We start from the raw sequence: 21,408 nt of genomic DNA, 5'->3' as shown, positions 1-21,408 counted from the left end.
ATCGGCACGGAGGAACACACTCCAACCGGAGACAGGACATGGCACAGGACAAGAGGCCGATCAGCATCGCCGACATGGCACGCAACGCCCAGATCGAGGCGGTGCTGGATCAGATGTACGGCTATTTCCGGCGCGAGGCTGCCCCGCGCCCCGTCTGGACCGATCTCGACACCGCCCGCGCCGCTTGAGCGCGCGGCGGCCCGGGGCGGCCGCGCCATCGCGCAGAAGGCGGCACGGAGGGGCGGTCGTGTCCCCCTTTTCGTTCCCTGGCCGCTCGGCGCCGTCGGTCGTGGCTCAGCGCGCGACAGCCCGCGGATAGCCCTGCCGGCGCAGGCGATCCAGCGCCGCGACCAGCGCGCGGCGGTCGGTGAACGGGCCGGCAAGGATGGTCCGCGCGGGACCATCGCCCTTGCGGATGCGCTGCTGCGCGACGCGGAAGCCCATCGACGACAGCCGCCGGATGACGACCGTCGCGTTCGCGTCATCGGCAAAGCTGCCGACCTGGACATAGCGCGCCGATGCCGGGATCATCTCGACGGTCTCGTCGACGGCCTTGGGGCCGGGCTGCCCGCGGCGGGCGATGATCGAGTTGGTCGCCCGTGCGCCCCGGCCGGCGACGCTCGGCGCGGCGCGCGTGGCGACCGAACCTGCGGCAGGGGATGGGACGACGGTTCGGGCGGCGGCGGTCGCGGGCCCGGCCGGCGGGGCCGCCGCGCCGGCCGCCGCGGCAGCCGCGCGCGGGCGGGTGTCGCCGGCGAAGCCGGCAGTGATCCGTTCCTCGGGCCGCGGCGCGCGCATTCCGGGGCATAGCCCCTGGGTGACATCGCCGCCGATGACCGGAATCGGACTGTCGGCCGGCACATAGCCCAGACGGGCGCACAGCCCCGAGCCGGCGCGTTCGCCACCCGACAGCGCGCTGCGCAACAACGCCTCGCGTTCCGCAAGCCCCTTCAGGCTGGTCGCCAAGGGATCGGGCGCGGTCGCGGCCGGCGGCGCGGCGCGTGGCTCGGGCGGGCGGGGATCTGCGCGGAATTCACCCTGCCGCAGACCTGATGCCAGCTGCTCCACCAGCAGGTCTTCGGCCGAGGCAGCTTGCGCCGGATGTTCGGGCGCCAGCACCCGGTCCAGCGCGGGATCGGTGCGCCGGGCCGAAGCGGTTGGCGGGAAGCCACAGACCGCGACCCCGGCCGCGTCGAGGCGCGCGGTCCAGTCGAACCCCGATTTCTGCCAGACACAGCCCCGGCCATCGACATATTGCAGACCGGCAAATCCCTCGGGCGGCGCCGGCACCGGCGCCGCACCTGCCGCGCCCGACAGCACCACGAACCCAAACACTGACCACGACAGCCGCATCACCCACCCGCGAATCTTCCTGATGGCCACGAATAGGCCAAAAACCTGAACCGGGCGTTAAGCCCGGCCTATTTGGTGCCGAACATCCGGTCTCCGGCATCGCCGAGGCCGGGCACGATATAGCCGTGGTCGTCCAGCCTCTCGTCCAGCGCGGCGGTGAAGATCGGCACGTCGGGATGGGACTCGGCCATGCGCGCGACCCCTTCGGGTGCGGCCAGCAGGCACAGGAAGCGCAGGTTCCGCGCGCCCCGCTGCTTCAGCATGTCGATCGCCGCGACCGAGGAATTGCCAGTGGCCAGCATCGGATCGACCACGATGGTCATGCGCTGGTCCAGCATGTTCGGGACCTTGCAGTAATATTCGACCGGCGTCAGCGTCTGCGGATCGCGATAAAGCCCCACGAACCCCACCCGCGCCGAGGGGATCAGTTCGAGGATTCCGTCCAGAAGCCCGTTGCCCGCCCGCAGGATCGAGATCAGCGCCAGCTTCTTGCCCTCGAGCGTCGGGGCCTGCATCGAACACAGCGGCGTCTCGATGGTCATGGTGGTGACCTCAAGCTCGCGCGTGACCTCATAGGCCAGCAGCAGGCTGATCTCGCGCAGGAGCCTGCGGAAACCGGCGGTCGAGACATCCTTCTGGCGCATGATCGTCAGCTTGTGCTGGACCAGGGGATGGGTGATGACGGTCAGGTGCTGCTGGGTCACGAAAACTCCTTTCTCAGCCGGTCGCGCGTGGCCTCGTCGCAGAAGGCGGCGTCGATGGCCCATCGGTTCATCTGCCGGAATTCGTCGTCTGCCCAGCCGAAGGCCGAGGCAAGACGGTCGTATTCGCGGCGCATCGTGGTGTGGAAGAACGGCGGATCGTCGGTCGAGACGGTGACCCGGACGCCGGCATCCGCCAGCCGCGCGATCGGATGGGCGGACCAGCCGCGAAACAACCCAAGCGCGATGTTCGAGCCGGGGCAGACCTCGAGCGTGACCTGACCTTCGGCCAGATCGCGCATCAGCGCGGCGTCCTCGGTGGCGCGGACGCCATGCCCGATCCGCGTGCAGCCAAGGGACAGCGCATCGCGGATGCTGTCCGGCCCGGACCATTCACCGGCATGGCAGGTCAGGCCCAGCCCCGCCTCGCGCGCGCAGTCGAAGGACCAGGCGTAATCGGTCGCCCGGCCCACCGCCTCGGCGCCGCCCATGCCGAAGCCGGTGATCCAGGTCCCGGCGGTCTCGGCCGCGCAGATGGCCGAGCGGCGCGCCCGGTCGGGGCCTAAATGGCGGATGCAGGTGACGATACCGCGACTGTCGATGCCCTGGGCGCGCATCCGCACGGCCACCTCGTCCATCGCGGCGAGATGGTCGCGCCACGCCGCCAGATCGCCGCAGCCGCAGAATTCGGGCGACACGAACAGCTCGGTATAGATGACGCCCTCTTCGGCGCTGCGTTCAAGCACCTCGGCCAGAAGGCGGGCGTAGTCGCGCGGGCCGCGCAGCACGCTGCTGGCGGCCTCGTAGACGCGCAGGAAATCCTCGAACCCGCGATAGGCATAATTGCCGGCCGCATCAAAGATGCCCGACAGATCCTCGTGCCTTTCCGCAGCAAGGGAACGAATGAAGCCGGGGGGCGCCGCGCCTTCCAGATGCAGGTGCAGTTCGGTCTTCTTCACAGGAATGACCTTCCATGCTGCGGCGCAGGCAGGCCCAGATGCGCCAGCACCGAGGCGCCGATATCGCTGAAACCCACCAGCCCGATGGCGCGCGGACCCAGCCCCGCAGCCAGCACCGGCACCCGTTCGCGGGTGTGGTCGGTGCCGTGCCAACTGGGATCGTTGCCGTGATCGGCGGTAAAGATCGCCAGATCGCCGGGGTGCAGCGCCGCGATCAGCCGCCCGGCAATGCCGTCGAACCATTCCAGCTGCGCGGCATAGCCCGCGATATCGCGGCGATGGCCGAAATTCGTGTCGAACTCGACGAAATTGGCGAATGTCAGGCTGCCCGCTTCGGCCTCGTGGCCCAGCCGGATCAGATGTTCGGCCAGATCGGCGTCCGACCGGCCCTTGTGCAGCCGGGCGATGCCGCGATGGCTGAAGATGTCGCCGATCTTGCCGATGGCGTGGGTGACGCGCCCTGCCCCCGCGGCGATGTCGAGGATCGTGGGGCCGGGGGGCGCGATGGCGAAGTCGCGCCGGTTCGGGGTGCGCGTGAAGGCGCCCGGCGCATCGCCCAGGAACGGGCGCGCGATCACCCGCCCGACCCGCATCGCGTGCAGCATCGGTGCCAGCCCCTCGCACAGCGCGATCAGCCGGTCGAGGCCGAAGCGTTCTTCATGCGCGGCGATCTGCAGCACGCTGTCGACCGAGGTGTAACAGATCGGCCAGCCGGTCCGCAGATGCCGGCTGCCGAACGCCTCGATGACCTCGGTGCCCGAGGCGTGACAGTTCGCAAGGATGCCCTCGGTCCCGGCCAGCGCGCAGATCCGGGCGGTCACGTCGGGCGGGAAGGCCGGCACCGTCTTCGGAAAGACATGCCATTGCCAGGGCACCGGCACCCCGGCCATCTCCCAATGCCCCGAGGGGGTGTCCTTGCCGGGCGAGATCTCGGTCGCGGCGCCCCACAGGCCCTGCGGCTGGCTGCCCAGCCCCCGCGGTGCCAGAGCCGAAGCCAGCCGGATCGCCGCGCCCAGCCCGAGCCGGTCGAGGTTGGGCATCGCCAGGTCCACGGCCTCGGCGATATGGCCGATGGTATTGGCGCCGCTGTCGGGAAGATCGCCGTTGAAGAATCGCGCGGCATCCGGCGCACCCCCGATGCCCGCGCTGTCCATCACGACCAGAAAGGCGCGCGGCTCAGCCATCCGGGGCGATCCGGGCGCGCACGAGGGGGCCGGGCGCCGACGCCGTGCCGACGCGGTAGGCGGCCTGCACTGCCGCGACGGCGATCCGGGCGGCGGTCTCGTCGGCGGCGTGAATCTCGGCCAGCGGCGCGTCGGGGCCGACCGCCTCGCCCAGCTTCGCCAGACGGTCCAGCCCGACCGCGTGGTCGATCCCTTCGCCAGCGCGCACCCGACCGCCGCCAAGCGCCACGACGACATGGCCCAGCGCGGTCACGTCGATCTGCGCCACATGGCCCGGCGGCGCGGGCACCGCGCAGCGCACCGGGGCCCGCGGAAGATGCGCGTCGGGCCAGTCCACGAGATCGGCGGGGCCGCCCTGCGCGGCCACCATCCGCGCAAAGCGGTCGGCGGCCGCGCCCGAATCCAGCGCGTCTGTCAGTCCTTCGGTCGATTGTCCCGCCAGCAAGAGGACCTCTCCGGCCAGGGCCAGCGTCAGGTCGCGCAGGGCCCCCGTCTCGCCGCGCAGCACGCGGATCGCCTCGGCCACCTCCAGCGCATTGCCGGCCGAGCGGGCGAGCGGCTGATCCATGTCGGTAATCAGCGCCGAGGCGCGGCAGCCGGCGCCATTGGCGGTTTGCACCAGCACGCGCGCCAGCCGCTCGGACGCCTCGGGCGTCTTCAGGAACGCGCCGCTGCCGGCCTTCACGTCCAGCACCAGCGCGTCCAGACCGGCCGCCAGCTTCTTGGACAGGATCGAGGCCGTGATCAGGTCGATCGACTCGACCGTGGCCGATTCGTCGCGGATTGCATAAAGCCGCCTATCGGCGGGCGCGAAATCGCCGGTCGCCGCGACGATGGCGCAGCCCACGGTTTCAACGATCCGGTGAAACTGTTCCTCGGCCTGGTCGCAAATGAAGCCCGGAATCGCCTCGAGCTTGTCCAGCGTGCCGCCGGTATGGCCCAGCCCGCGCCCCGAGATCATCGGCACATGAACGCCGCAAGCGGCCAGCAGGGGCGCGAGGATCAGGCTGACCGTGTCGCCGATGCCGCCGGTCGAATGCTTGTCCACCACCGGGCCGGGCAGGTCCCAGCGCATCACATGGCCGCTGTCGCGCATCGCCCGCGTCAGCGCCACCCGGCCCTTGTCGCCGGTGCCGCGCGTCAGCACCGCCATCGCGAAGGCGCCGGCCTGCGCGTCGCTGACCGACCCGTCGGCAAGCCCCTGCGCGATCAGCGCGGCACCCGGGCCGTCAAGCCCGCGGCCGTCGCGCAGCGCCGCGATCACGGGGCGTGGATCGGTCATTTGACATGGCTCATATGACTGATATCGAAGCGTCCGGGCAGCAATTCCCCGATGGTGGTGGCCATGCTGGCCCCATCCACGGTCGCCAGCAGCACCGGTGTCTCCTGGCGGCCGAACTCGGCCAGCTTCTGCCGGCAGCCGCCGCAGGGCGGCACCGGCCCCGGACTGTCGGCGATGACCGCCACCTCGACCAGTTCGGTCTCGCCCGCGGCGACCATCGCGGCAATGGCGCCTGCCTCGGCGCAGGTGCCCTCGGGATAGGCCACGTTCTCGACATTGCAGCCGCGATAGACCGCCCCCGACCGGCCGCGCACCGCCGCGCCCACCTTGAAACGCGAATAGGGCACATAGGCCATCTCGCGCACCTCGCGCGCCGCATCCAGCAGTGACATCGCCGTTCCCTTCTGCCCGCCGCGCAGGCCGCCAACCGCGACCCGTCCCGCCCGGCAAGTTTTGCGCATCGTCCTGCGCTAACACAAGAGGAACCCTCCTGTTCCCCGCCCGAGATTTGGTTTAACGGTGAACTATCTACTCAGACGGAGGGGCGAAGATGGAAGAGCGCAGGCAGGATACCGCGCGTCAGGCGGCACTGGATTATCACGAGTTTCCGCGGCCGGGAAAACTGGAGATCCGGGCGACCAAGCCGCTGGCCAACGGCCGCGACCTCAGCCGCGCCTATTCGCCCGGCGTGGCCGAAGCCTGCCTCGAGATCAAGGCAGATCCCGCCAATGCCAGCCGCTACACGGCCCGGGGCAACCTCGTGGCGGTCGTCTCGAACGGCACGGCGGTGCTTGGCCTCGGCAATATCGGCGCCGCGGCGTCGAAGCCGGTCATGGAGGGCAAGGCCGTCCTGTTCAAGAAATTCGCCAATATCGACTGCTTCGACATCGAGGTGAACGAATCCGACCCCGAGCGGCTGGCCGAGATCGTCTGCGCGCTCGAGCCGACCTTCGGGGCGATCAACCTCGAGGACATCAAGGCGCCCGACTGCTTCATCGTCGAAAAGCTGTGCCGCGAGCGCATGAACATCCCGGTCTTCCACGACGACCAGCACGGCACCGCCATCGTGGTGGGCGCTGCGGCCACCAATGCGCTGCATGTCGCCGGCAAGGCCTTCGACCAGATCAAGGTCGTCTCGACCGGCGGCGGGGCGGCGGGCATCGCCTGCCTCGACATGCTGCTGAAACTGGGCGTGCGGCGCGAGAACGTCTGGCTGTGCGACATCCACGGTCTGGTCCACGAGGGCCGGGCCGAGGACATGAACCCCCAGAAGGCCGCCTATGCCCAGGCCACCGAAAAGCGGTCGCTGGCCGAGGTCATCGACGGCGCCGACCTGTTCCTCGGCCTTTCCGGCCCCGGCGTGCTGAAGCCCGAGATGGTCGCCCGCATGGCGCCGCGTCCGATCATCTTCGCGCTGGCCAACCCCAACCCCGAGATCCAGCCCGACGAGGCCCGCGCCGTCGCCCCCGACGCAATCATCGCGACCGGCCGCAGCGACTTTCCCAACCAGGTGAACAACGTCCTGTGCTTCCCCTTCATCTTCCGCGGCGCGCTGGATGTGGGCGCGACCACGATCAACGACGAGATGGAACTGGCCTGCATCGAGGGCATCGCCGCGCTGGCCCGCGCCACGACGGCAGCCGAGGCCGCCGCCGCCTATCGCGGCGAGACGCTGACCTTCGGCCCCGACTACCTGATCCCCAAGCCCTTCGATCCGCGCCTCGTCGGGGTCGTGTCCTCGGCCGTGGCCCGTGCCGCGATGGAGTCGGGCGTCGCCATGCGCCCGATCGCGGATCTTGACGGCTACAAGCGCAAGCTGGACGGATCGGTCTTCCGCTCGGCGATGATCATGCGGCCGGTCTTCGAGGCGGCCGCCACCACCGAACGCCGCATCGTCTTCGCCGAAGGCGAGGACGAGCGCGTGCTGCGCGCCGCCAACGCGATGCTCGAGGAAACCACCGACACGCCCATCCTGATCGGCCGTCCCGAGGTGATCGCGGCCCGCGCAGAACGCGCCGGCCTGCCGATCCGCCCGGAACGCGACTTCGAGATCGTGAACCCCGAGAACGACCCCCGCTATCGCGATTATTGGGAAACCTATCATCAGCTGATGGCGCGGCGCGGCGTCAGCCCCGACATCGCACGGGCGATCATGCGCACCAACACCACCGCCATCGGCGCCGTGATGGTCCATCGCGACGAGGCCGACAGCCTGATCTGCGGCACCTTCGGGCAGTATAACTGGCACCTGCAATATGTCCGCCAGGTGCTGGCGCGCGACGGGTTGTATCCGGTGGGCGCGCTGTCGATGATCATCCTCGAGGACGGGCCGCTGTTCATCGCCGACACGCAATGCCACAACGACCCGACGCCCCAGCAGGTCGCCGAGGTGGCGATCGGCGCGGCCCGGCATGTGCGCCGCTTCGGCCTGACCCCCAAGATCGCGCTGTGCAGCCATTCGCAATTCGGCAATCTCGACACCTATACCGGCCGCAAGATGCGCGAGGCGCTGTCGCTGCTGGATGCACGCGAACCCGACTTCATGTATGACGGCGAAATGCATGTCGACGCGGCGCTGGACGCCGATCTGCGCGACCGCATCTTCCCCGGCTCGCGGCTGGAGGGGACCGCGAACGTGCTGCTGTTCCCCGGAACCGATGCCGCCTCGGCGGTGCGCAACGCGCTGAAGATGCGCGCCAACGGGCTGGAGGTCGGGCCGATCCTGATGGGCATGGGCAACCGCGCGCATATCGTCACCCCCTCGATCACCACGCGCGGCCTGCTGAACATGAGCGTTCTGGCCGGAACGCCGGTGACGCATTACAGCTAGGCGCCGCCGCCCTGCCGGGGCCGGGGCGGGGCGGGGCGAATCACCGCGCCCCGCCGGGCGATCGGCCGCTTTGCAAATGACGCGGCGCAGCATGGGCCTTTTTGCGGCGCGGCCATGTTTGCAAAGCCCTGTCGCATCTGGCCGCCGATTTCTGCATAATCGCGCGCCTGCGGGCCGGGCGATCCCGCTAACATGGTTGCGTGGCGGCGCCCCGGCCCGCTAACAGACCGACAGCGTCGTGGAGGAGGCATGCAATGGCATACAAGGATCTGTACGCAGGCTGGAAGGCCGATCCCGAGGGCTTCTGGATGCAGGCGGCCGCCGCCATCGACTGGGACCGCGCCCCCTCGCGCGCCCATTTCGATCAGGGTCCGGCGGGCGAATGGTTCGCCGACGGCCTGGTCAACACCTGCTGGAACGCCGTGGACCGCCATGTCGAGGCCGGGCGCGGCGATCAGCCCGCGATCATCCACGACAGTCCGATCACCGGAACCACCGCCAGCATCACCTATCGCGCCTTGCGCGACCGGGTGGCCAGCCTCGCCGGGGCGCTGCGCGACCGGGGCGTGGGCAAGGGCGACCGGGTCATCATCTACATGCCGATGGTGCCCGAGGCGCTCGAGGCGATGCTGGCCTGCACGCGGATCGGCGCGATCCACTCGGTCGTGTTCGGCGGCTTCGCCGCGCATGAACTGGCGGTGCGCATCGACGATGCGCGGCCCCGGGCGATCATCGCGGCCTCCTGCGGGCTCGAGCCCGGCCGGGTCGTGCCCTACAAGCCGCTTCTGGACGCGGCCATCGAGGGCGCCCGCCACAAGCCGGAATTCTGCGTCATCCTGCAACGCGACCAGCAGCCCGCGCAGCTGGTGCCCGGCCGCGATTTCGCATGGGACAGCATCCAGAAGGGGGTGACCCCCGCCGATTGCCTGCCGGTCGAGGGCAACCACCCCGCCTATGTCCTCTACACCTCGGGCACGACCGGGCAGCCCAAGGGCGTGATCCGCCACACTGCCGGGCATCTGGTCGCGCTGGCCTGGTCGATGCGCAACATCTACGCCATCGAGGCTGGCGACGTGTTCTGGGCCGCCTCGGATGTCGGCTGGGTCGTCGGGCACAGCTATATCTGCTATGGCCCGCTGATCGCCGGCGCGACCACCATCGTCTTCGAGGGCAAGCCCGTCGGCACGCCCGACGCCGGCACCTTCTGGCGGGTCATCGAGGACCACAAGGCGAAAAGCTTCTTCACCGCCCCCACCGCGATCCGTGCCGTCAAGCGCGAGGATCCGAAGGGCGACTTCATCCGGCGCCATGATCTCTCATGCCTTCAGGCGGTGTTCCTGGCCGGGGAACGGGCCGATCCCGACACGATCCAGTGGCTCGAGGACCGGTTGCACCTGCCGGTGATCGACCACTGGTGGCAGACCGAGACGGGCTGGGCCATCGCCGCCAACCCGCTGGGCATCGAGGCGCTGCCGGTCAGGAAGGGCAGCCCCTCGGTGCCGATGCCGGGCTATGACGTGCAGGTGCTGGACGAGGCCGGCCATCCCGTCGCGCCGGGCACCTTGGGCGCGATTGCCGTCCGGCTGCCGCTGCCGCCGGGCACCCTGCCCTCGCTGTGGAACGCAGAGGACCGGTTCCGCGCATCCTATCTGGCGCATTTCCCGGGCTTCTACGAGACGGGCGACGCAGGATATGTGGACGAGGACGGCTATCTCTACATCATGGCGCGCACCGACGATGTGATCAATGTCGCGGGCCACCGGCTCTCGACCGGCGCGATGGAGGAGGTGCTGTCGGGCCATCCTGCGGTGGCCGAATGCGCAGTGATCGGCGTGGCCGACAGCCTCAAGGGGCAGATGCCGGTCGGATTCCTCTGCCTCAAGAAGGGGGTCGACACGCCGGATGCCCAGGTCGTGCGCGAGGTGGTGCAGCGCGTGCGCGACCAGATCGGCCCGGTCGCCGCCTTCAAGCTGGCCTGCGTGGTGGACCGCCTGCCCAAGACGCGCTCGGGCAAGATCCTGCGCGCGACCATGGTCAAGATCGCCGATGGCGAAGAGTTCAGGATGCCCGCGACGATCGACGATCCCGCGATCCTCGACGAAATCGCCACCGCCCTGCGCGGCCTCGGCTATCCGCAAGGCTGAGGCCAGGCGCGGGGGCGCAGCCCCCGGGCGTCGGCGGCCCCCTCGATGGGGGGCGTCGACGCCACCCCTGCCCCGCTGCCGGGCGGGACCAGCCGCCCCCACCCGCGCGGGGCGGTCAGGTCGCGACCAGCCGCGCCGGGATCAACCCGCGCAGCGCATTGCCGCACAGCAAGCCGGCCCCGTCCAGATCCGCGCGGCGCAGCACCGCCTCGCGCGCCGCGCCGCTGGCGATCAGCGCGGCGCGCAGCACCCCCGGCAGCAGGCCCGAGGACAAAGGCGGCGTCAGCAGCACGCCCCCGCGGCGCAGGAACAGGCTGGTGATGCTGCCCTCGCAGATCTCGTCGCGCTCGTTCAGCAGGATCGCCTCGTCCACCCCCGGCGCCAGTGCGGCGCGGGCCGCGTCATAGACCGGGCGGTGCGAGGTCTTGACCCGCAGCCAGGGATCACCCGAGCAGAGCCGCGGCCCCGCGACCGCGACCCGCCAGAAGGCCGGGTTGTCAGGGCGCGGCGCCCGCTCGATCGCGATCCGCCCCGCCTGATCCACGCTCAGCCGCAGGCGCAGCTCGGCCCCTGCGGGCACCGCATCAAGGGCGGTGCCGACCGCGGCCATGTCCAGCGGAAAGCCCACCGCCCGGCAGTCGCGCCGAAGCCGCGCCAGATGCAGGTCGCGATGCGCGATCCGCCCGTCGGCGCCCGCGCGCATGGTCTCGATGACCCTCAGCCCGTCGGGGCGAGGTCCAGGAATGCGGCCTTGCACAACGCCTCCTCCCATTCCGATCCGGCCTCGCTGTCATGCACGATGCCGCCACCGACATTCAGGCGCAACCGGTCGGGCGCGATCATCCAGGGCGACCGGATCGCGACGCCGAACCGCATCGGCCCGGCCGGGTCGATCCAGCCGATGGCGCCGCAATAGATCTCGCGCGGGGCAGCCTCGAGGCCGGCGATGATCTCCATCGCGCGGATCTTCGGCGCGCCGGTGATCGAGCCGCAGGGAAACAGCGCGGCGAGGATATCGGCCAGCGTCACCCCGGCGCGCAGCCTGCCCTCGACCGTCGAGGTCATCTGGTGCAGGGTCGCGTATTCCTCGATGCGGAACAGGCTCGGCACCCGAACGCTTCCGGGCAGGCAGACGCGGCTGATGTCGTTGCGCAGCAGATCGACGATCATCAGGTTCTCGGCCCGGTTCTTCTCGGATGCCTGCAGCGCCGCCGCCGCCACGCGGTCCAGTTCGGGCGTCGCGCCGCGCCGCGCGGTGCCCTTCATCGGCCTGGTGCGGATGAGGCCCGCGGCATCCACGGCAAAGAACAGCTCGGGGCTGCGCGACAGCACCACCGGCCCGCCCAGATCGACATACGCCCCCTCGCCCACCGGCTGTCGCGCCGCCAGTGCCGCATGGATCGCCAGCGGCGCGCCGGCGACCTCGACCTCGGCGGGAAAGGTCAGGTTGATCTGATAGGTGTCGCCGGCCTCGATCAGCCGGTGAACCTCGGCCAGCGCGGCGTCATAGCGCGCCCGCGACCACAGCGGCCGGGGCGCGCCCACCGCCACGCCCCGCGGATCGGGAAACGGCGGCGCGGGGCGGGGCGCCGCAAAGACGCCCATCAGGATCAGCGGCATCCGCCGCCCCGCAGGCATCAGCGGCGCCAGGCGCGGGATCAGCGCATGGCCCAGCTCATAGCCCAGATAGCCGGCAATCCAGCGTCCGGCGGATCGCGCGTCTTCGATGGCGGCCAGCGCGTCAGGCACCTCGGCCGGATCGTCGGCGCGGATCATCGCCACCGGGTCGGCGAACAGCGTGCCTGCGGGCAGCGGCCCGCGATCAAAGCGGATCTGCCTGCCCGCGGCCTCGGTCACGTCCCCGCCCCGGCCCTGGCGCCCGGCCCGGCCCGCGTGCCCGCATCCACCCGGGCGCCGGCCTTCACCTTGGCCGCGAGGTCGCGGGCAATGGCGAAGGCACCCTTGATGCGATCCGCATCCGAGCCCCATTCGCGGCGCAGCACGATCTTGTTGCCCTCGACCTTGGCCTCGCCGCGCTGATCGGTGAGGAATTCGACCAGGCCGGCGGGGTTCGGGAACTTGTCGTCATGGAACTGAACCGTCGCCCCCTTCGGTCCCGCATCCAGCCGGGCGATGTTGGCACGCTTGGCCATCGCCTTCACGCGGATGACCAGCAGCAGCGTGTTGACCTCGCGCGGCAGCGGCCCGAAGCGGTCGATCAGCTCGGCCGCGAAGCCCTCGAGCTCGACCTTGGTGGTCAGCGCGGCCAGCCGCCGGTACAGACCCAGCCGGACGTCCAGATCGGGGATGAAGCTTTCGGGGATGGTCACCGGCACGCCGAGGTTCAGCTGCGGCGCCCACTCGTCCTCGGGCGTCCCCTCGATCTCGCCGGATTTCAGCTTGGCGATCGTTTCCTCCAGCATCTGCTGGTACAGTTCGAAGCCGACCTCGCGGATATGGCCGGACTGTTCCTCGCCCAGCAGGTTGCCGGCGCCGCGCAGGTCGAGATCCTGCGAGGCCAGGTTGAAGCCCGCCCCGAGGCTGTCGATCGAGCCGAGGAACTTCAGCCGCCGGATCGCCTGCGGGGTCAGCGGGCTGCGCGGGGTGGTGGTGATATAGCAATAGGCGCGGGTCTTGGCGCGCCCCACCCTGCCCCGGATCTGATACAGCTGCGCCAGCCCGAACATGTCGGCCCGCCAGACAACCATCGTGTTCGCGGTCGGGATGTCCAACCCGCTTTCCACGATCGAGGTGGCCACCAGCACGTCATGGCTGCCGTCATAGAAGGCGTTCATCCGCGTATCCAGATCGCCCGCAGCCAGCTGGCCATGCGCGACGATATAGCTGATCTCGGGCGCGTTCTCGGCAAGCCAGTGTTCGACATCGGGCAGGTCGGACAGGCGCGGCACCACGAAGAAGCTTTGCCCGCCGCGATATTTCTCGCGCAGCAGCGCCTCGCGGATGGTGAGGCTGTCGAACTCGCTGACATAGGTCCGGATCGCCAGCCGGTCGACCGGCGGCGTGCCGATGATCGACAGGTCGCGCACGCCTGTCAGCGACAGTTGCAGCGTGCGGGGGATCGGCGTCGCGGTCAGCGTCAGCACATGGATGTCGCTGCGCAACTCCTTCAGGCGTTCCTTGTGGGCGACGCCGAAATGCTGTTCCTCGTCGATGACCAGCAGGCCCAGGTTGCGAAACCGCACGCCCTTGGCCAGCACGGCATGGGTGCCGACGACGATATCGACGCTGCCATCGCCGAGGCCGGTCCGGGTCGCCGCCGCATCCCGGGCCGAAACGAAACGCGACAGCGGGCGCACGGTGATGGCGGTGCCGCGAAACCGCTCGGCGAAGGTCCGGTAGTGCTGGCGCGCCAGCAGCGTGGTGGGCGCCACGACCGCGACCTGCATGCCCTGCGAGGCGGCGACGAAGGCGGCGCGCATCGCCACCTCGGTCTTGCCGAAACCGACATCGCCCACCACCAGCCGGTCCATCGGCCGGCCGGCGGCCAAATCCTCCAGCACATCCTCGATGGCCGAGGCCTGATCGTCGGTCTCGCTGTAGGGAAAGCGCGCGGCGAAGGCCTGCCAGTCGTGGTCCTCGGGTTCCAGGACCGGAGCGGGTCGCAGCAGGCGTTCGGCGGCCACCCGGATCAGCTTGTCCGCGATCAGCCGGATGCGTTCCTTGAGCCGCGCCTTGCGCGCCTGCCAGGCGCCGCCGCCCAGCTTGTCCAGCAGCCCCTCTTCATGGCCATAGCGCGACAGCAGTTCGATGTTCTCGACCGGCAGGAACAGCCGGTCGCCGCCGGCATATTCAAGCGCCACGCAATCATGCGGCACCCCGGCCGCGGTGATCGTCTCGAGGCCGGTATAGCGGCCGATGCCATGTTCGACATGCACCACCAGATCGCCCGGCGTCAGGCTGGTGGTGTCCTGCAGGAAGTTCTCGGCCCGGCGGCGCTTTCTGGCGCCGCGGATCAGCCGATCGCCCAGCACGTCCTGTTCCGAGATCACCGCGATCGCGCCAAGCGCCTGACCCTGCGCGACGAAGCCCTCGTCCAGCGGCCAGACCGCAAGGCCGATCGCGCCGGGCCGGTCGGGCAGGTCGCGCAGATCGGCAAGGCCCGTCGCGCCGGTCAGCCCCTCATCGGCCAGCAGCCCGGCCAGCCGGTCCCGCGCGCCGTCGGAAAAGCTGGCGATGACCACCCGGCGATCGCGGGACAAGACCTTAACATGGTCGGCCAGTGCCCTGAACAGGTTCACCGATTCGGCCAGCCGTTCGGGCGCGAAGCTGCGGCCGGGGCGGCCGCCGGCATCCAGCACCCCGGGTCCGGGCGGCTGCGCCAAGACCGACAGGCGCAGCACCCGGCGACCGGCCAGCCAGCCCTGCCATTCGGTCTCGGTCGGAAACATCCGCTCGGGTGGCACCGGCTTGTAGACGGTGTCGGCGCGCCCCTTCGCTGCCATCGCGGCGCAGCGCGCGTCGAACTGTTCGCGGATCATCCCGCGCCGGGCGTCGGCCACCTGCCCCAGATGATCGTCCAGCATCACCGAGGCGCCGGGCAGATAGTCGAACAGGCTTTCCATCCGGTCGTGAAACCACGGCAGCCAGTGTTCCATCCCCGCGGCCTTGCGGCCCGCGCTGACCGATTCATACAGGGGATCGCTGGTGCCGCCGCCATATTCGGCGCGATAGTTCTGCCGGAACCGCGCGATCGCCCCCTCGTCCAGGATCACCTCGGACATCGGCGCGATCTCGACCGCCGACAGCTTGTCGGTGGTGCGCTGGCTGACCGGATCGAAGCGGCGCGCGCCGTCAAGGACATCGCCGAACAGGTCCAGCCGGATCGGTCCCGCCCCGCCCGGAGGATAGATGTCGATGATGCCGCCGCGCACCGCGTAATCGCCCGGCTCGGTCACCGTGGGCGATTGCGCAAAGCCCATGCGGACGAGGAAATCGCGCAGCCCCGCCTCGTCGATGCGGTCGCCGACCCGGGCGGCAAAGCTGGTCGTGGCGACCAGGTCGCGGGCGGGTACGCGCTGCATCGCCGCGTTCAGCGTGGTCAGCAGCACGAACGGCCCCTTGATGGCGCCCTGCGCCAGCCCGGCCAGGGTGGACATGCGCGCCGCCTGCACCTCGGGGGCGGGCGAGATGCGGTCATAGGGCGTCGTGTCCCATGCCGGAAAGTCCAGCACCGGCACATCGGGTGCGAGAAAGCGCAGGGCCGCGCGCATCGCGGCCATCCGGCGGTCGTCGCGGGCGATGTGGATGACCGGCTGGCCGCGGCCGGCCTCGCGGGCCAGCAGGGCTGCATCATAGCCCTCGGGGGCGCCGGAGAGGATCACGGGATCGGACATGGCCGCTGACGTAAGGCGCGTGGCGGCGGTGTCAAGCGTCACAGCCCGTTCGGGTTCATCACCGCCCACAGCGCGGCCCACATCGCGGTGGCGGCAACCGCCAGGATCGACAGCAGCGTGGCCAGCCTGCGATGCCTCTGCATCTGCCGCACCGCCTCGGCGCCGACCCCCGCGAGGGGGCGTTCGCCGCTGTGGCCCGCTGCAAGGACCGGCGCCAGCCGCCGCGCCAGGCGGACGCGCATCCAGAACAGCATCACGAAGGGCGCCAGCAGCAGCGTCAGCGCCTGCGCCAGCTCCAGCCCGTAGCCGAAGCCCATGATCGCCAGCGATGTCAGCAGGAAGCCCGCGGCGCCGGCAAAGACCGCACCCTCGCGCGGGCCAAGCCGCCAGCGCGGCAGGCACAGCGACAGCCAGTCAAGAAGCGCGATCACGGCGGGGGCCTCGGGCTCGCCCGCGCCTTGCGCGCGCCTTGCGGCCGACAGCACCTCGGCGGGCACGCCCAGCACGCTGCGCCCCGAGGCCGACCACATGCCCAGCAGCGCCAGCCAGAACCAGATCGTGCCGAAAGAGCGGCTGTCCAGAAAGCTGATCACTCCGTCGAATTGCGGCACGCGGCGGTTCCTTGTCCTTGGTCGCGCGCGACCTTAGAACGACAGCGCGGCAAGGGAAAGCATCTGCCAGCCCGCCGCCCGCCAGAAAGGACGCCGCCATGGCCAGCCCGATCATCGCCCCCTTTCCCGCCTCGCGCCTGCGCCGGCTGCGCCGCACCGCCAATCTGCGCGCCATGGTCAGCGAGGTGAACCTCGCCTCCGCCAACCTGATCTGGCCGATCTTCGTGACCGAGGTCGCCGGTGCCGAGGGCGAGATCGCCTCGATGCCCGGGGTCGAGCGGCTGACCCTTGATGGCGCGCGGCGGGCCGCCGAGCGGGCCGCGCGGCTGAACATTCCCGCCATCTGCATCTTTCCCCATTCGGACCAGGACCTGCGCACCGAGGGCTGCGAGCGGGCATGGGACCCCGACAATATCGGCAACCGCGCGATCCGCGCCGTCAAGGAGACGGTGCCCGATCTCGCGGTGATGACCGACATCGCGCTGGACCCCTACAATGCCAACGGCCATGACGGCATCGTGGTCGATGGCGAGATCCTGAACGACGAGACGATCACCGCGCTGGTGCGGATGGCGCTGGTGCAGGCCGAGGCGGGGGCCGACATCCTCGGCCCCTCGGACATGATGGACGGCCGGATCGGCGCGCTGCGCGGCGCGCTGGAGGCCCACGGCCACAAGCAGGTGGCGATCCTGTCCTATGCGGCAAAATTCGCCAGCGCCTTCTATGGCCCGTTCCGCGATGCGGTGGGGGCCTCGGGGCGGCTGATCGGCGACAAGAAGACCTATCAGATCAACCCCGCCAACCGGGGCGAGGCGCTGCGCTGCGTGGCCCGCGACCTGGCCGAGGGCGCCGACATGGTGATGGTCAAGCCGGGAATGCCCTATCTGGACATCTGCCGGGCCGTGAAGGACGAATTCGGCGCTCCGACCTTCGCCTATCAGGTCAGCGGCGAATACGCGATGCTGGAAGGCGCGATCCGCAACGGCTGGCTGTCGCGCGAAGCGATGCTGGAAAGCCTGCTGGGCTTCCGGCGCGCGGGTTGCGACGGCGTCCTGAGCTATTTCGCGCCGGCGGTGGCCGAAATGCTGGCGTGAGGGGGCCGGCTCGCGTATCGTTGCGCGCAACCGGCCGTCAATGCCGGATCACGAAACGCGAGGCGACGAGATGAGCAGATCCGGGATGATGACCCGCCGCGGCATGATCGCGTCCGCAGGCGCGGCGCTGGCCGTGGCAGGCTGCACGAACGCGGTTGGCAGCAATGCCGGCGCACAGCTTGATGCGCGGGTCGACCAGACGCATCAATACCTGTTGCAGAACTACCCCTCGGCCGGGCCGCTGGTGCAGGCCGCCAGGGGCGTTCTCTACATGCCGCTGATGACCGAGGCCGCGCTGGGCGTCGGTGGCGCCTATGGCGAGGGGGCGCTGAGGATCGGCGGCGCCACGGTCGATTACTATTCGGCGACGCAGGCCTCGTTCGGGTTTCAGGCGGGCGCCCAGCAATTCGCCCATGTGCTGATCTTCCAGAGCGATGCGGCGCTTTCGGCGTTCCGCGCGGCACCGGGCTGGGTGGCGGGGGCGGATGCCTATTATGCGATCCCGGCGGGCGGCATGGCGCTTGGCGCGGACACGATCACCGCGCAATATCCGGTGGTGGCGATGATCTTCGGGCAGGCCGGGCTGATGGCCGGGGCCGCGATCGAGGGCACCAAGTATTCGCGCATCATCCCCTCGTCCCTTCTGCAACCGACCGGGCTGGCGCTGCCGCAGATGCCGGCGCTGCCGACGATGCCGCGCCGCTAGGCCGCGGCGGCCGCAGGCACAGCCGGGCGCGGCGACCTAGCCGGCGGTCAGCAGCCGCAGCCCGTGCGTCACATCGGCCCGGACCGCCAGCCGCAGCGCGGGTTCGTCCCCGGCCCGCAGCGCCGCCAGGATCATCCGGTGATGGCGCGGAGGCTCGTTCCGGCGCGCCCGGCCGTACAGCGCCTGCATCGTCGGCCCCAGCTGCAGCCAGATCGTCTCGAGCATCGCCAGCATCGCGGGGGCCTGGGCACGCAGATACAGCATGCGGTGGAAATCCAGATTGCAGCGGATATAGCCGACCGCATCGTGCCGCTCGACCGCGTCGCCGATGCGGCCATTCATCTGGGCCAGCCGGTCGATCAGGGCGAAATGCGCCCGCGGCAGGGCACGCGCGGCCAGTTCCGGCTCGATGAGGGCCCGCAGCGCAGCCAGTTCCTCGATCCGCTCGTCCGACAGTTCCGGCGTCGAGACCCGGCCCGAGGCCGACAGCGACAGCGCCCCCTCGGCCACCAGCCGCCGCACCGCCTCGCGGGCGGGCGTCATCGACAGGTGATAGTCGCGCGCCAGCCCGCGCAGCGTCATCGCCTGCCCCGGTGCCACCTCGCCCAGCATGATGCGGCTGCGCAGGCTGCGATACAGGCGCTCATGCGCGGCGGGATCGGTCGGGCGGGACGCGGTCATGCGCTATCTGTGATGAGCGGCGCGGCGCGGGTCAATCGCGGAATTTCCACGCCATCAGGCCGCCGCCATGCTGGCGCAGCCAGGCGCGGCGAGGGGCGTAATCGGGCATCAGCCGCGCCACCGCCGTCCAGAAACGGTCCGAATGGTCCATATGCGCCAGATGCGCGACCTCATGCGCGGCGACATAATCGAGGATCTCAGGCGGCGCCATCGCCAGCCTCCACGAGAACATCAGCCGGCCGCCGGTCGTACAGCTGCCCCATCGCGACCGCGTGTCGCGCAGCGTGATCGCGCGCACCGCGCGCCCCAGCCGCGCCGCATGGCGGTCGCAGGCCACGCACAGCCGCTGATGGGCCAGATGCCGCAAGAAGCCCTGCACCACCGGCCCGCAGGCCCGCCGTGCCGGCAGCAGCAGGGCGTCGGGCTGCAGCTGCGCGGCGGCGACTGCGGCAGGCACCAGCCTGCGCGGGACGCCCTCGACCGGCAGCAGGGCGCCATGCTCGGCCAGCAGGGGCGCCGGCCTGCGCGCCGCGGCCTGCATCAGCCAGTCGCGCCGCATCTCGGCAAAGGCGCGGCCTTCGGCCAGGGCCACCTGACTGGGCAGGGTCAGCACCGCGTCGCCGCCGTCGCGCGGCACCCGCAGCGTCATGCGCCGCGCCCGCGACGACCGCCGAAGCGCGATCCGCATCCCGCAGGCCAGGATAATCTGCTCGCCCATCCGTCCTGCCCGCCACCCGCACCCAGAAAAGCCTTTGACAGCCCCGCATGGCTGTGGCACGGGGTCGCCAAATTCCCTAATCGCGGCGGAAGGAGATTACCATGCCCAAAGAGGAATGGGGCACGAAACGCCTGTGCCCGCATTGCACGACCCGGTTCTACGATTTGCGCAGCAATCCGATGACCTGCCCGGCCTGCGGCAACCAGTTCACGCTGGAAAGCCTGACCGACGGACGCGGCCGCACACTGGTCAGCGAGAAGGCGTCGACGCAGACCACGAACGACCTGACCGATGATGACGAGGATCTCGACGACGAGGGCGGCGATCTCGACGACGATCTGCTGGAAGAGGACGACGACGACGGCGATGTCTCTCTGGACGAGATCGCCGATGTCGCGGATGAGGACGACGACTGATCGCGCCGCGGCCCGCAGCGGCCATTCATCGCCCGATGCCAGAGACACGCGGCCCGGAAGGGCCGCGTTTTCGCATCCGGCGGGACCGCATCGCGGCGCCGGAAAAACCGCGCCGCCTTCGCGAATTTTCCGCTTGCACCCCGCCCCGCCCCCCCCTATACGACCCCCCACGCGGACAGGCGAACGCCCGCCGCGGACCTCCGGTGGGGCCATAGCTCAGTTGGTAGAGCGCTTGAATGGCATTCAAGAGGTCAGGGGTTCGACTCCCCTTGGCTCCACCAATAAAATCAGACAGTTAGACGATATTGTGACCGAACGGTCAGCACCCCTTCGCCCTTCGGGGAACACTGGGGGAACAAGGTTCAGGTTTCGCGTTTCGCCCTACGCGCTGCCTCGCGCGCCCGTGCTGCGCAGGTGCTACAGCAGTATTTCGTCGCTGCCAGCTTGGGTTTCTGGATCATGGCGTCACACCATTGGCACGGTCGCGGTTGGTGCTTTCGGATCGTTGCCTGCGCCCGGCACCACTGACCACAAAACCGCTGATCCTTAGTGTTCGGGACATAGGGCTTGCGGCAATGCTCGCAGATGCGGGCCAGTTTGAGCCGCCATTCCGCACGCACGCCTTTTTGCTGGCAGGGCAACGAACAATAGACAGCCCGCCGGTCCTTGTGGATGGCGACAGGTCCGCCGCATTGCTTGCAGGGCGGACGGTTGCGCTTGGCGTCCAGCCGGGCGGCTTTTTCAAGTGCGTGATAATGGTCGTTGTAGCATTTTGCGCCGCACCATTCCCGAACCTCGGCATAAGGTCCGCTCGGCAATTCGGTCCCGCAGCCCTTGCAGAATGTTTGGAATAGCGGGTCGGTCATTCGCGGCCAACGGCCATATCAAGGGCGGCATTTTCGCCGGCCCGCAAGAGCCGTTCAATGCTGGTATGATGTGCATCGCGGCATAGCTTGCCGCAGAACTTTCGGTGACCTTCCGGCAGCGGCCTGTCGCATCCGCGCCGCGCGCATACCAGCCTTCCAATCAGCCCGCCGCCGTCGATCAGCCACTCGGGCTGGCCTTCGTTCCACGACGGCCTATTCGCACCCAGGCGGATGAATGTCGCGTCCAGCAGATCGCGGGCCATTGCGTCGGCATCGGACCAGCGCCAGCCCTGAAGGCACAGCTTGGACCGGATCGCGTGGCGCAGCGGCCCTTCCAGATTGAAGAGCGTGGCAATCCGCCCGGCCTCGCGTTCGGTCCTGATCGTCTTGGCCAGCCGATCCACAAGCGCCCGGTGCCGGGTCTCGCCCAGCTTGCCGCGCATGGCGTCACGTTCCCGCCGCCGTTCCTTTCGAAGCATGGCCTTGGCAGCGGGTGTCATGACCAGCAT

The 21,408-nt window shown here is 69.9% G+C and carries 20 protein-coding genes and 1 tRNA gene; 7 read left to right on the top strand and 14 right to left on the bottom strand.

The genetic code is table 11. The features are described from left to right. Positions 1 to 38: 38 nt before the first annotated feature. Entirely contained in the window at positions 39 to 188 is a 150-nt protein-coding gene (locus Q5Y72_RS04820; RefSeq protein WP_305962258.1) for a hypothetical protein, read from the top strand. A 106-nt stretch (positions 189 to 294) separates the two neighbouring features. On the opposite strand, the gene Q5Y72_RS04815 is transcribed toward Q5Y72_RS04820, so the two are convergent. The 6 genes from Q5Y72_RS04815 to Q5Y72_RS04790 are packed head-to-tail and all read right to left on the bottom strand — an operon-like array spanning position 295 to position 5,871. Continuing rightward, positions 295 to 1,383 (bottom strand): SPOR domain-containing protein, encoded by a 1,089-nt coding sequence (locus Q5Y72_RS04815; protein WP_305962257.1) that lies wholly within the window; start codon positions 1,381 to 1,383, stop codon positions 295 to 297. A gap of 38 nt (positions 1,384 to 1,421) precedes the next feature. After that, positions 1,422 to 2,057, bottom strand: a complete 636-nt coding sequence (upp, locus tag Q5Y72_RS04810; RefSeq protein WP_305962256.1) for a uracil phosphoribosyltransferase — start codon at positions 2,055 to 2,057, stop codon at positions 1,422 to 1,424. After that, a complete protein-coding gene (locus Q5Y72_RS04805; protein ID WP_305962365.1) occupies positions 2,054 to 3,019 on the bottom strand; it encodes an adenosine deaminase in 966 nt (321 codons plus the stop codon). The genes upp and Q5Y72_RS04805 overlap by 4 nt, the downstream gene beginning before the upstream one ends. Next, positions 3,010 to 4,197, bottom strand: coding sequence for a phosphopentomutase (locus tag Q5Y72_RS04800; RefSeq protein ID WP_305962255.1), 1,188 nt, complete (start codon positions 4,195 to 4,197; stop codon positions 3,010 to 3,012). Before Q5Y72_RS04800 ends, Q5Y72_RS04805 begins: the two co-directional genes overlap by 10 nt. Continuing rightward, positions 4,190 to 5,479 carry a thymidine phosphorylase gene (locus Q5Y72_RS04795; protein WP_305962254.1) on the bottom strand — a complete coding sequence of 430 codons (1,290 nt, stop codon included), beginning with the start codon at positions 5,477 to 5,479 and terminating at the stop codon, positions 4,190 to 4,192. Before Q5Y72_RS04795 ends, Q5Y72_RS04800 begins: the two co-directional genes overlap by 8 nt. Continuing rightward, positions 5,476 to 5,871, bottom strand: a complete 396-nt coding sequence (locus Q5Y72_RS04790) for a cytidine deaminase (RefSeq protein WP_305962253.1) — start codon at positions 5,869 to 5,871, stop codon at positions 5,476 to 5,478. Before Q5Y72_RS04790 ends, Q5Y72_RS04795 begins: the two co-directional genes overlap by 4 nt. 158 nt (positions 5,872 to 6,029) lie before the next feature. Here Q5Y72_RS04790 and Q5Y72_RS04785 point away from each other — a divergent pair, with 158 nt between their 5' ends. Beyond that, positions 6,030 to 8,309: an NADP-dependent malic enzyme gene (locus tag Q5Y72_RS04785; RefSeq protein WP_305962252.1), complete on the top strand. Its 2,280-nt coding sequence runs from the start codon at positions 6,030 to 6,032 to the stop codon at positions 8,307 to 8,309. Between the two features lie 254 nt (positions 8,310 to 8,563). Further along, the gene (locus tag Q5Y72_RS04780; RefSeq protein WP_305962251.1) at positions 8,564 to 10,453 is read left to right on the top strand and encodes an AMP-binding protein; all 1,890 of its coding nucleotides are present in this window, start codon (positions 8,564 to 8,566) and stop codon (positions 10,451 to 10,453) included. A 115-nt stretch (positions 10,454 to 10,568) separates the two neighbouring features. Here the strand turns inward: Q5Y72_RS04780 and Q5Y72_RS04775 are convergent, their stop codons facing one another. The 4 genes from Q5Y72_RS04775 to Q5Y72_RS04760 are packed head-to-tail and all read right to left on the bottom strand — an operon-like array spanning position 10,569 to position 16,418. Then, on the bottom strand, positions 10,569 to 11,156 hold the full coding sequence (locus tag Q5Y72_RS04775; RefSeq protein WP_305962250.1) for an aminotransferase class IV: 588 nt from the start codon (positions 11,154 to 11,156) through the stop codon (positions 10,569 to 10,571). Between the two features lie 14 nt (positions 11,157 to 11,170). After that, the gene (locus Q5Y72_RS04770) at positions 11,171 to 12,310 is read right to left on the bottom strand and encodes an aminodeoxychorismate synthase component I (protein WP_305962249.1); all 1,140 of its coding nucleotides are present in this window, start codon (positions 12,308 to 12,310) and stop codon (positions 11,171 to 11,173) included. Further along, positions 12,307 to 15,807: a transcription-repair coupling factor gene (gene mfd / locus Q5Y72_RS04765; protein ID WP_305962248.1), complete on the bottom strand. Its 3,501-nt coding sequence runs from the start codon at positions 15,805 to 15,807 to the stop codon at positions 12,307 to 12,309. The genes Q5Y72_RS04770 and mfd overlap by 4 nt, the downstream gene beginning before the upstream one ends. Before the next feature lie 38 nt (positions 15,808 to 15,845). After that, complete coding sequence (locus Q5Y72_RS04760) at positions 15,846 to 16,418, bottom strand: hypothetical protein (RefSeq protein WP_305962247.1); 573 nt, start codon at positions 16,416 to 16,418, stop codon at positions 15,846 to 15,848. 98 nt (positions 16,419 to 16,516) lie between these two features. Here Q5Y72_RS04760 and hemB point away from each other — a divergent pair, with 98 nt between their 5' ends. Together hemB and Q5Y72_RS04750 are read left to right on the top strand one after the other, a co-directional pair. Next, complete coding sequence (gene hemB / locus Q5Y72_RS04755; RefSeq protein ID WP_305962246.1) at positions 16,517 to 17,512, top strand: porphobilinogen synthase; 996 nt, start codon at positions 16,517 to 16,519, stop codon at positions 17,510 to 17,512. A gap of 70 nt (positions 17,513 to 17,582) precedes the next feature. Next, positions 17,583 to 18,218 (top strand): lipid-binding SYLF domain-containing protein, encoded by a 636-nt coding sequence (locus tag Q5Y72_RS04750; protein WP_305962245.1) that lies wholly within the window; start codon positions 17,583 to 17,585, stop codon positions 18,216 to 18,218. A gap of 36 nt (positions 18,219 to 18,254) precedes the next feature. Here Q5Y72_RS04750 and Q5Y72_RS04745 read toward each other — a convergent pair whose 3' ends face one another. Together Q5Y72_RS04745 and Q5Y72_RS04740 are read right to left on the bottom strand one after the other, a co-directional pair. Next, complete coding sequence (locus tag Q5Y72_RS04745; RefSeq protein WP_305962244.1) at positions 18,255 to 18,899, bottom strand: GntR family transcriptional regulator; 645 nt, start codon at positions 18,897 to 18,899, stop codon at positions 18,255 to 18,257. Between the two features lie 31 nt (positions 18,900 to 18,930). Further along, a complete protein-coding gene (locus tag Q5Y72_RS04740; protein ID WP_305962243.1) occupies positions 18,931 to 19,617 on the bottom strand; it encodes a M48 family metallopeptidase in 687 nt (228 codons plus the stop codon). Between the two features lie 101 nt (positions 19,618 to 19,718). Here Q5Y72_RS04740 and Q5Y72_RS04735 point away from each other — a divergent pair, with 101 nt between their 5' ends. Further along, positions 19,719 to 20,033 carry an FYDLN acid domain-containing protein gene (locus Q5Y72_RS04735; RefSeq protein ID WP_305962242.1) on the top strand — a complete coding sequence of 105 codons (315 nt, stop codon included), beginning with the start codon at positions 19,719 to 19,721 and terminating at the stop codon, positions 20,031 to 20,033. Positions 20,034 to 20,238: 205 nt separating this feature from the next. Further along, positions 20,239 to 20,314, top strand: a tRNA-Ala gene (locus Q5Y72_RS04730). A gap of 81 nt (positions 20,315 to 20,395) precedes the next feature. Here Q5Y72_RS04730 and Q5Y72_RS04725 read toward each other — a convergent pair. Both Q5Y72_RS04725 and Q5Y72_RS04720 read right to left on the bottom strand, forming a co-directional pair. Next, positions 20,396 to 20,899, bottom strand: coding sequence for a hypothetical protein (locus Q5Y72_RS04725; RefSeq protein WP_305962241.1), 504 nt, complete (start codon positions 20,897 to 20,899; stop codon positions 20,396 to 20,398). Next, on the bottom strand, positions 20,896 to 21,408 hold the full coding sequence (locus tag Q5Y72_RS04720) for a hypothetical protein (RefSeq protein WP_305962240.1): 513 nt from the start codon (positions 21,406 to 21,408) through the stop codon (positions 20,896 to 20,898). Before Q5Y72_RS04720 ends, Q5Y72_RS04725 begins: the two co-directional genes overlap by 4 nt.

Origin of the sequence: Paracoccus spongiarum, assembly GCF_030732095.1 — a bacterium.
Taxonomy (GTDB): domain Bacteria; phylum Pseudomonadota; class Alphaproteobacteria; order Rhodobacterales; family Rhodobacteraceae; genus Paracoccus; species Paracoccus spongiarum.
Note: the sequence above shows the minus strand (reverse complement) of the source record. Positions and strands in the feature narration are given on the sequence as shown.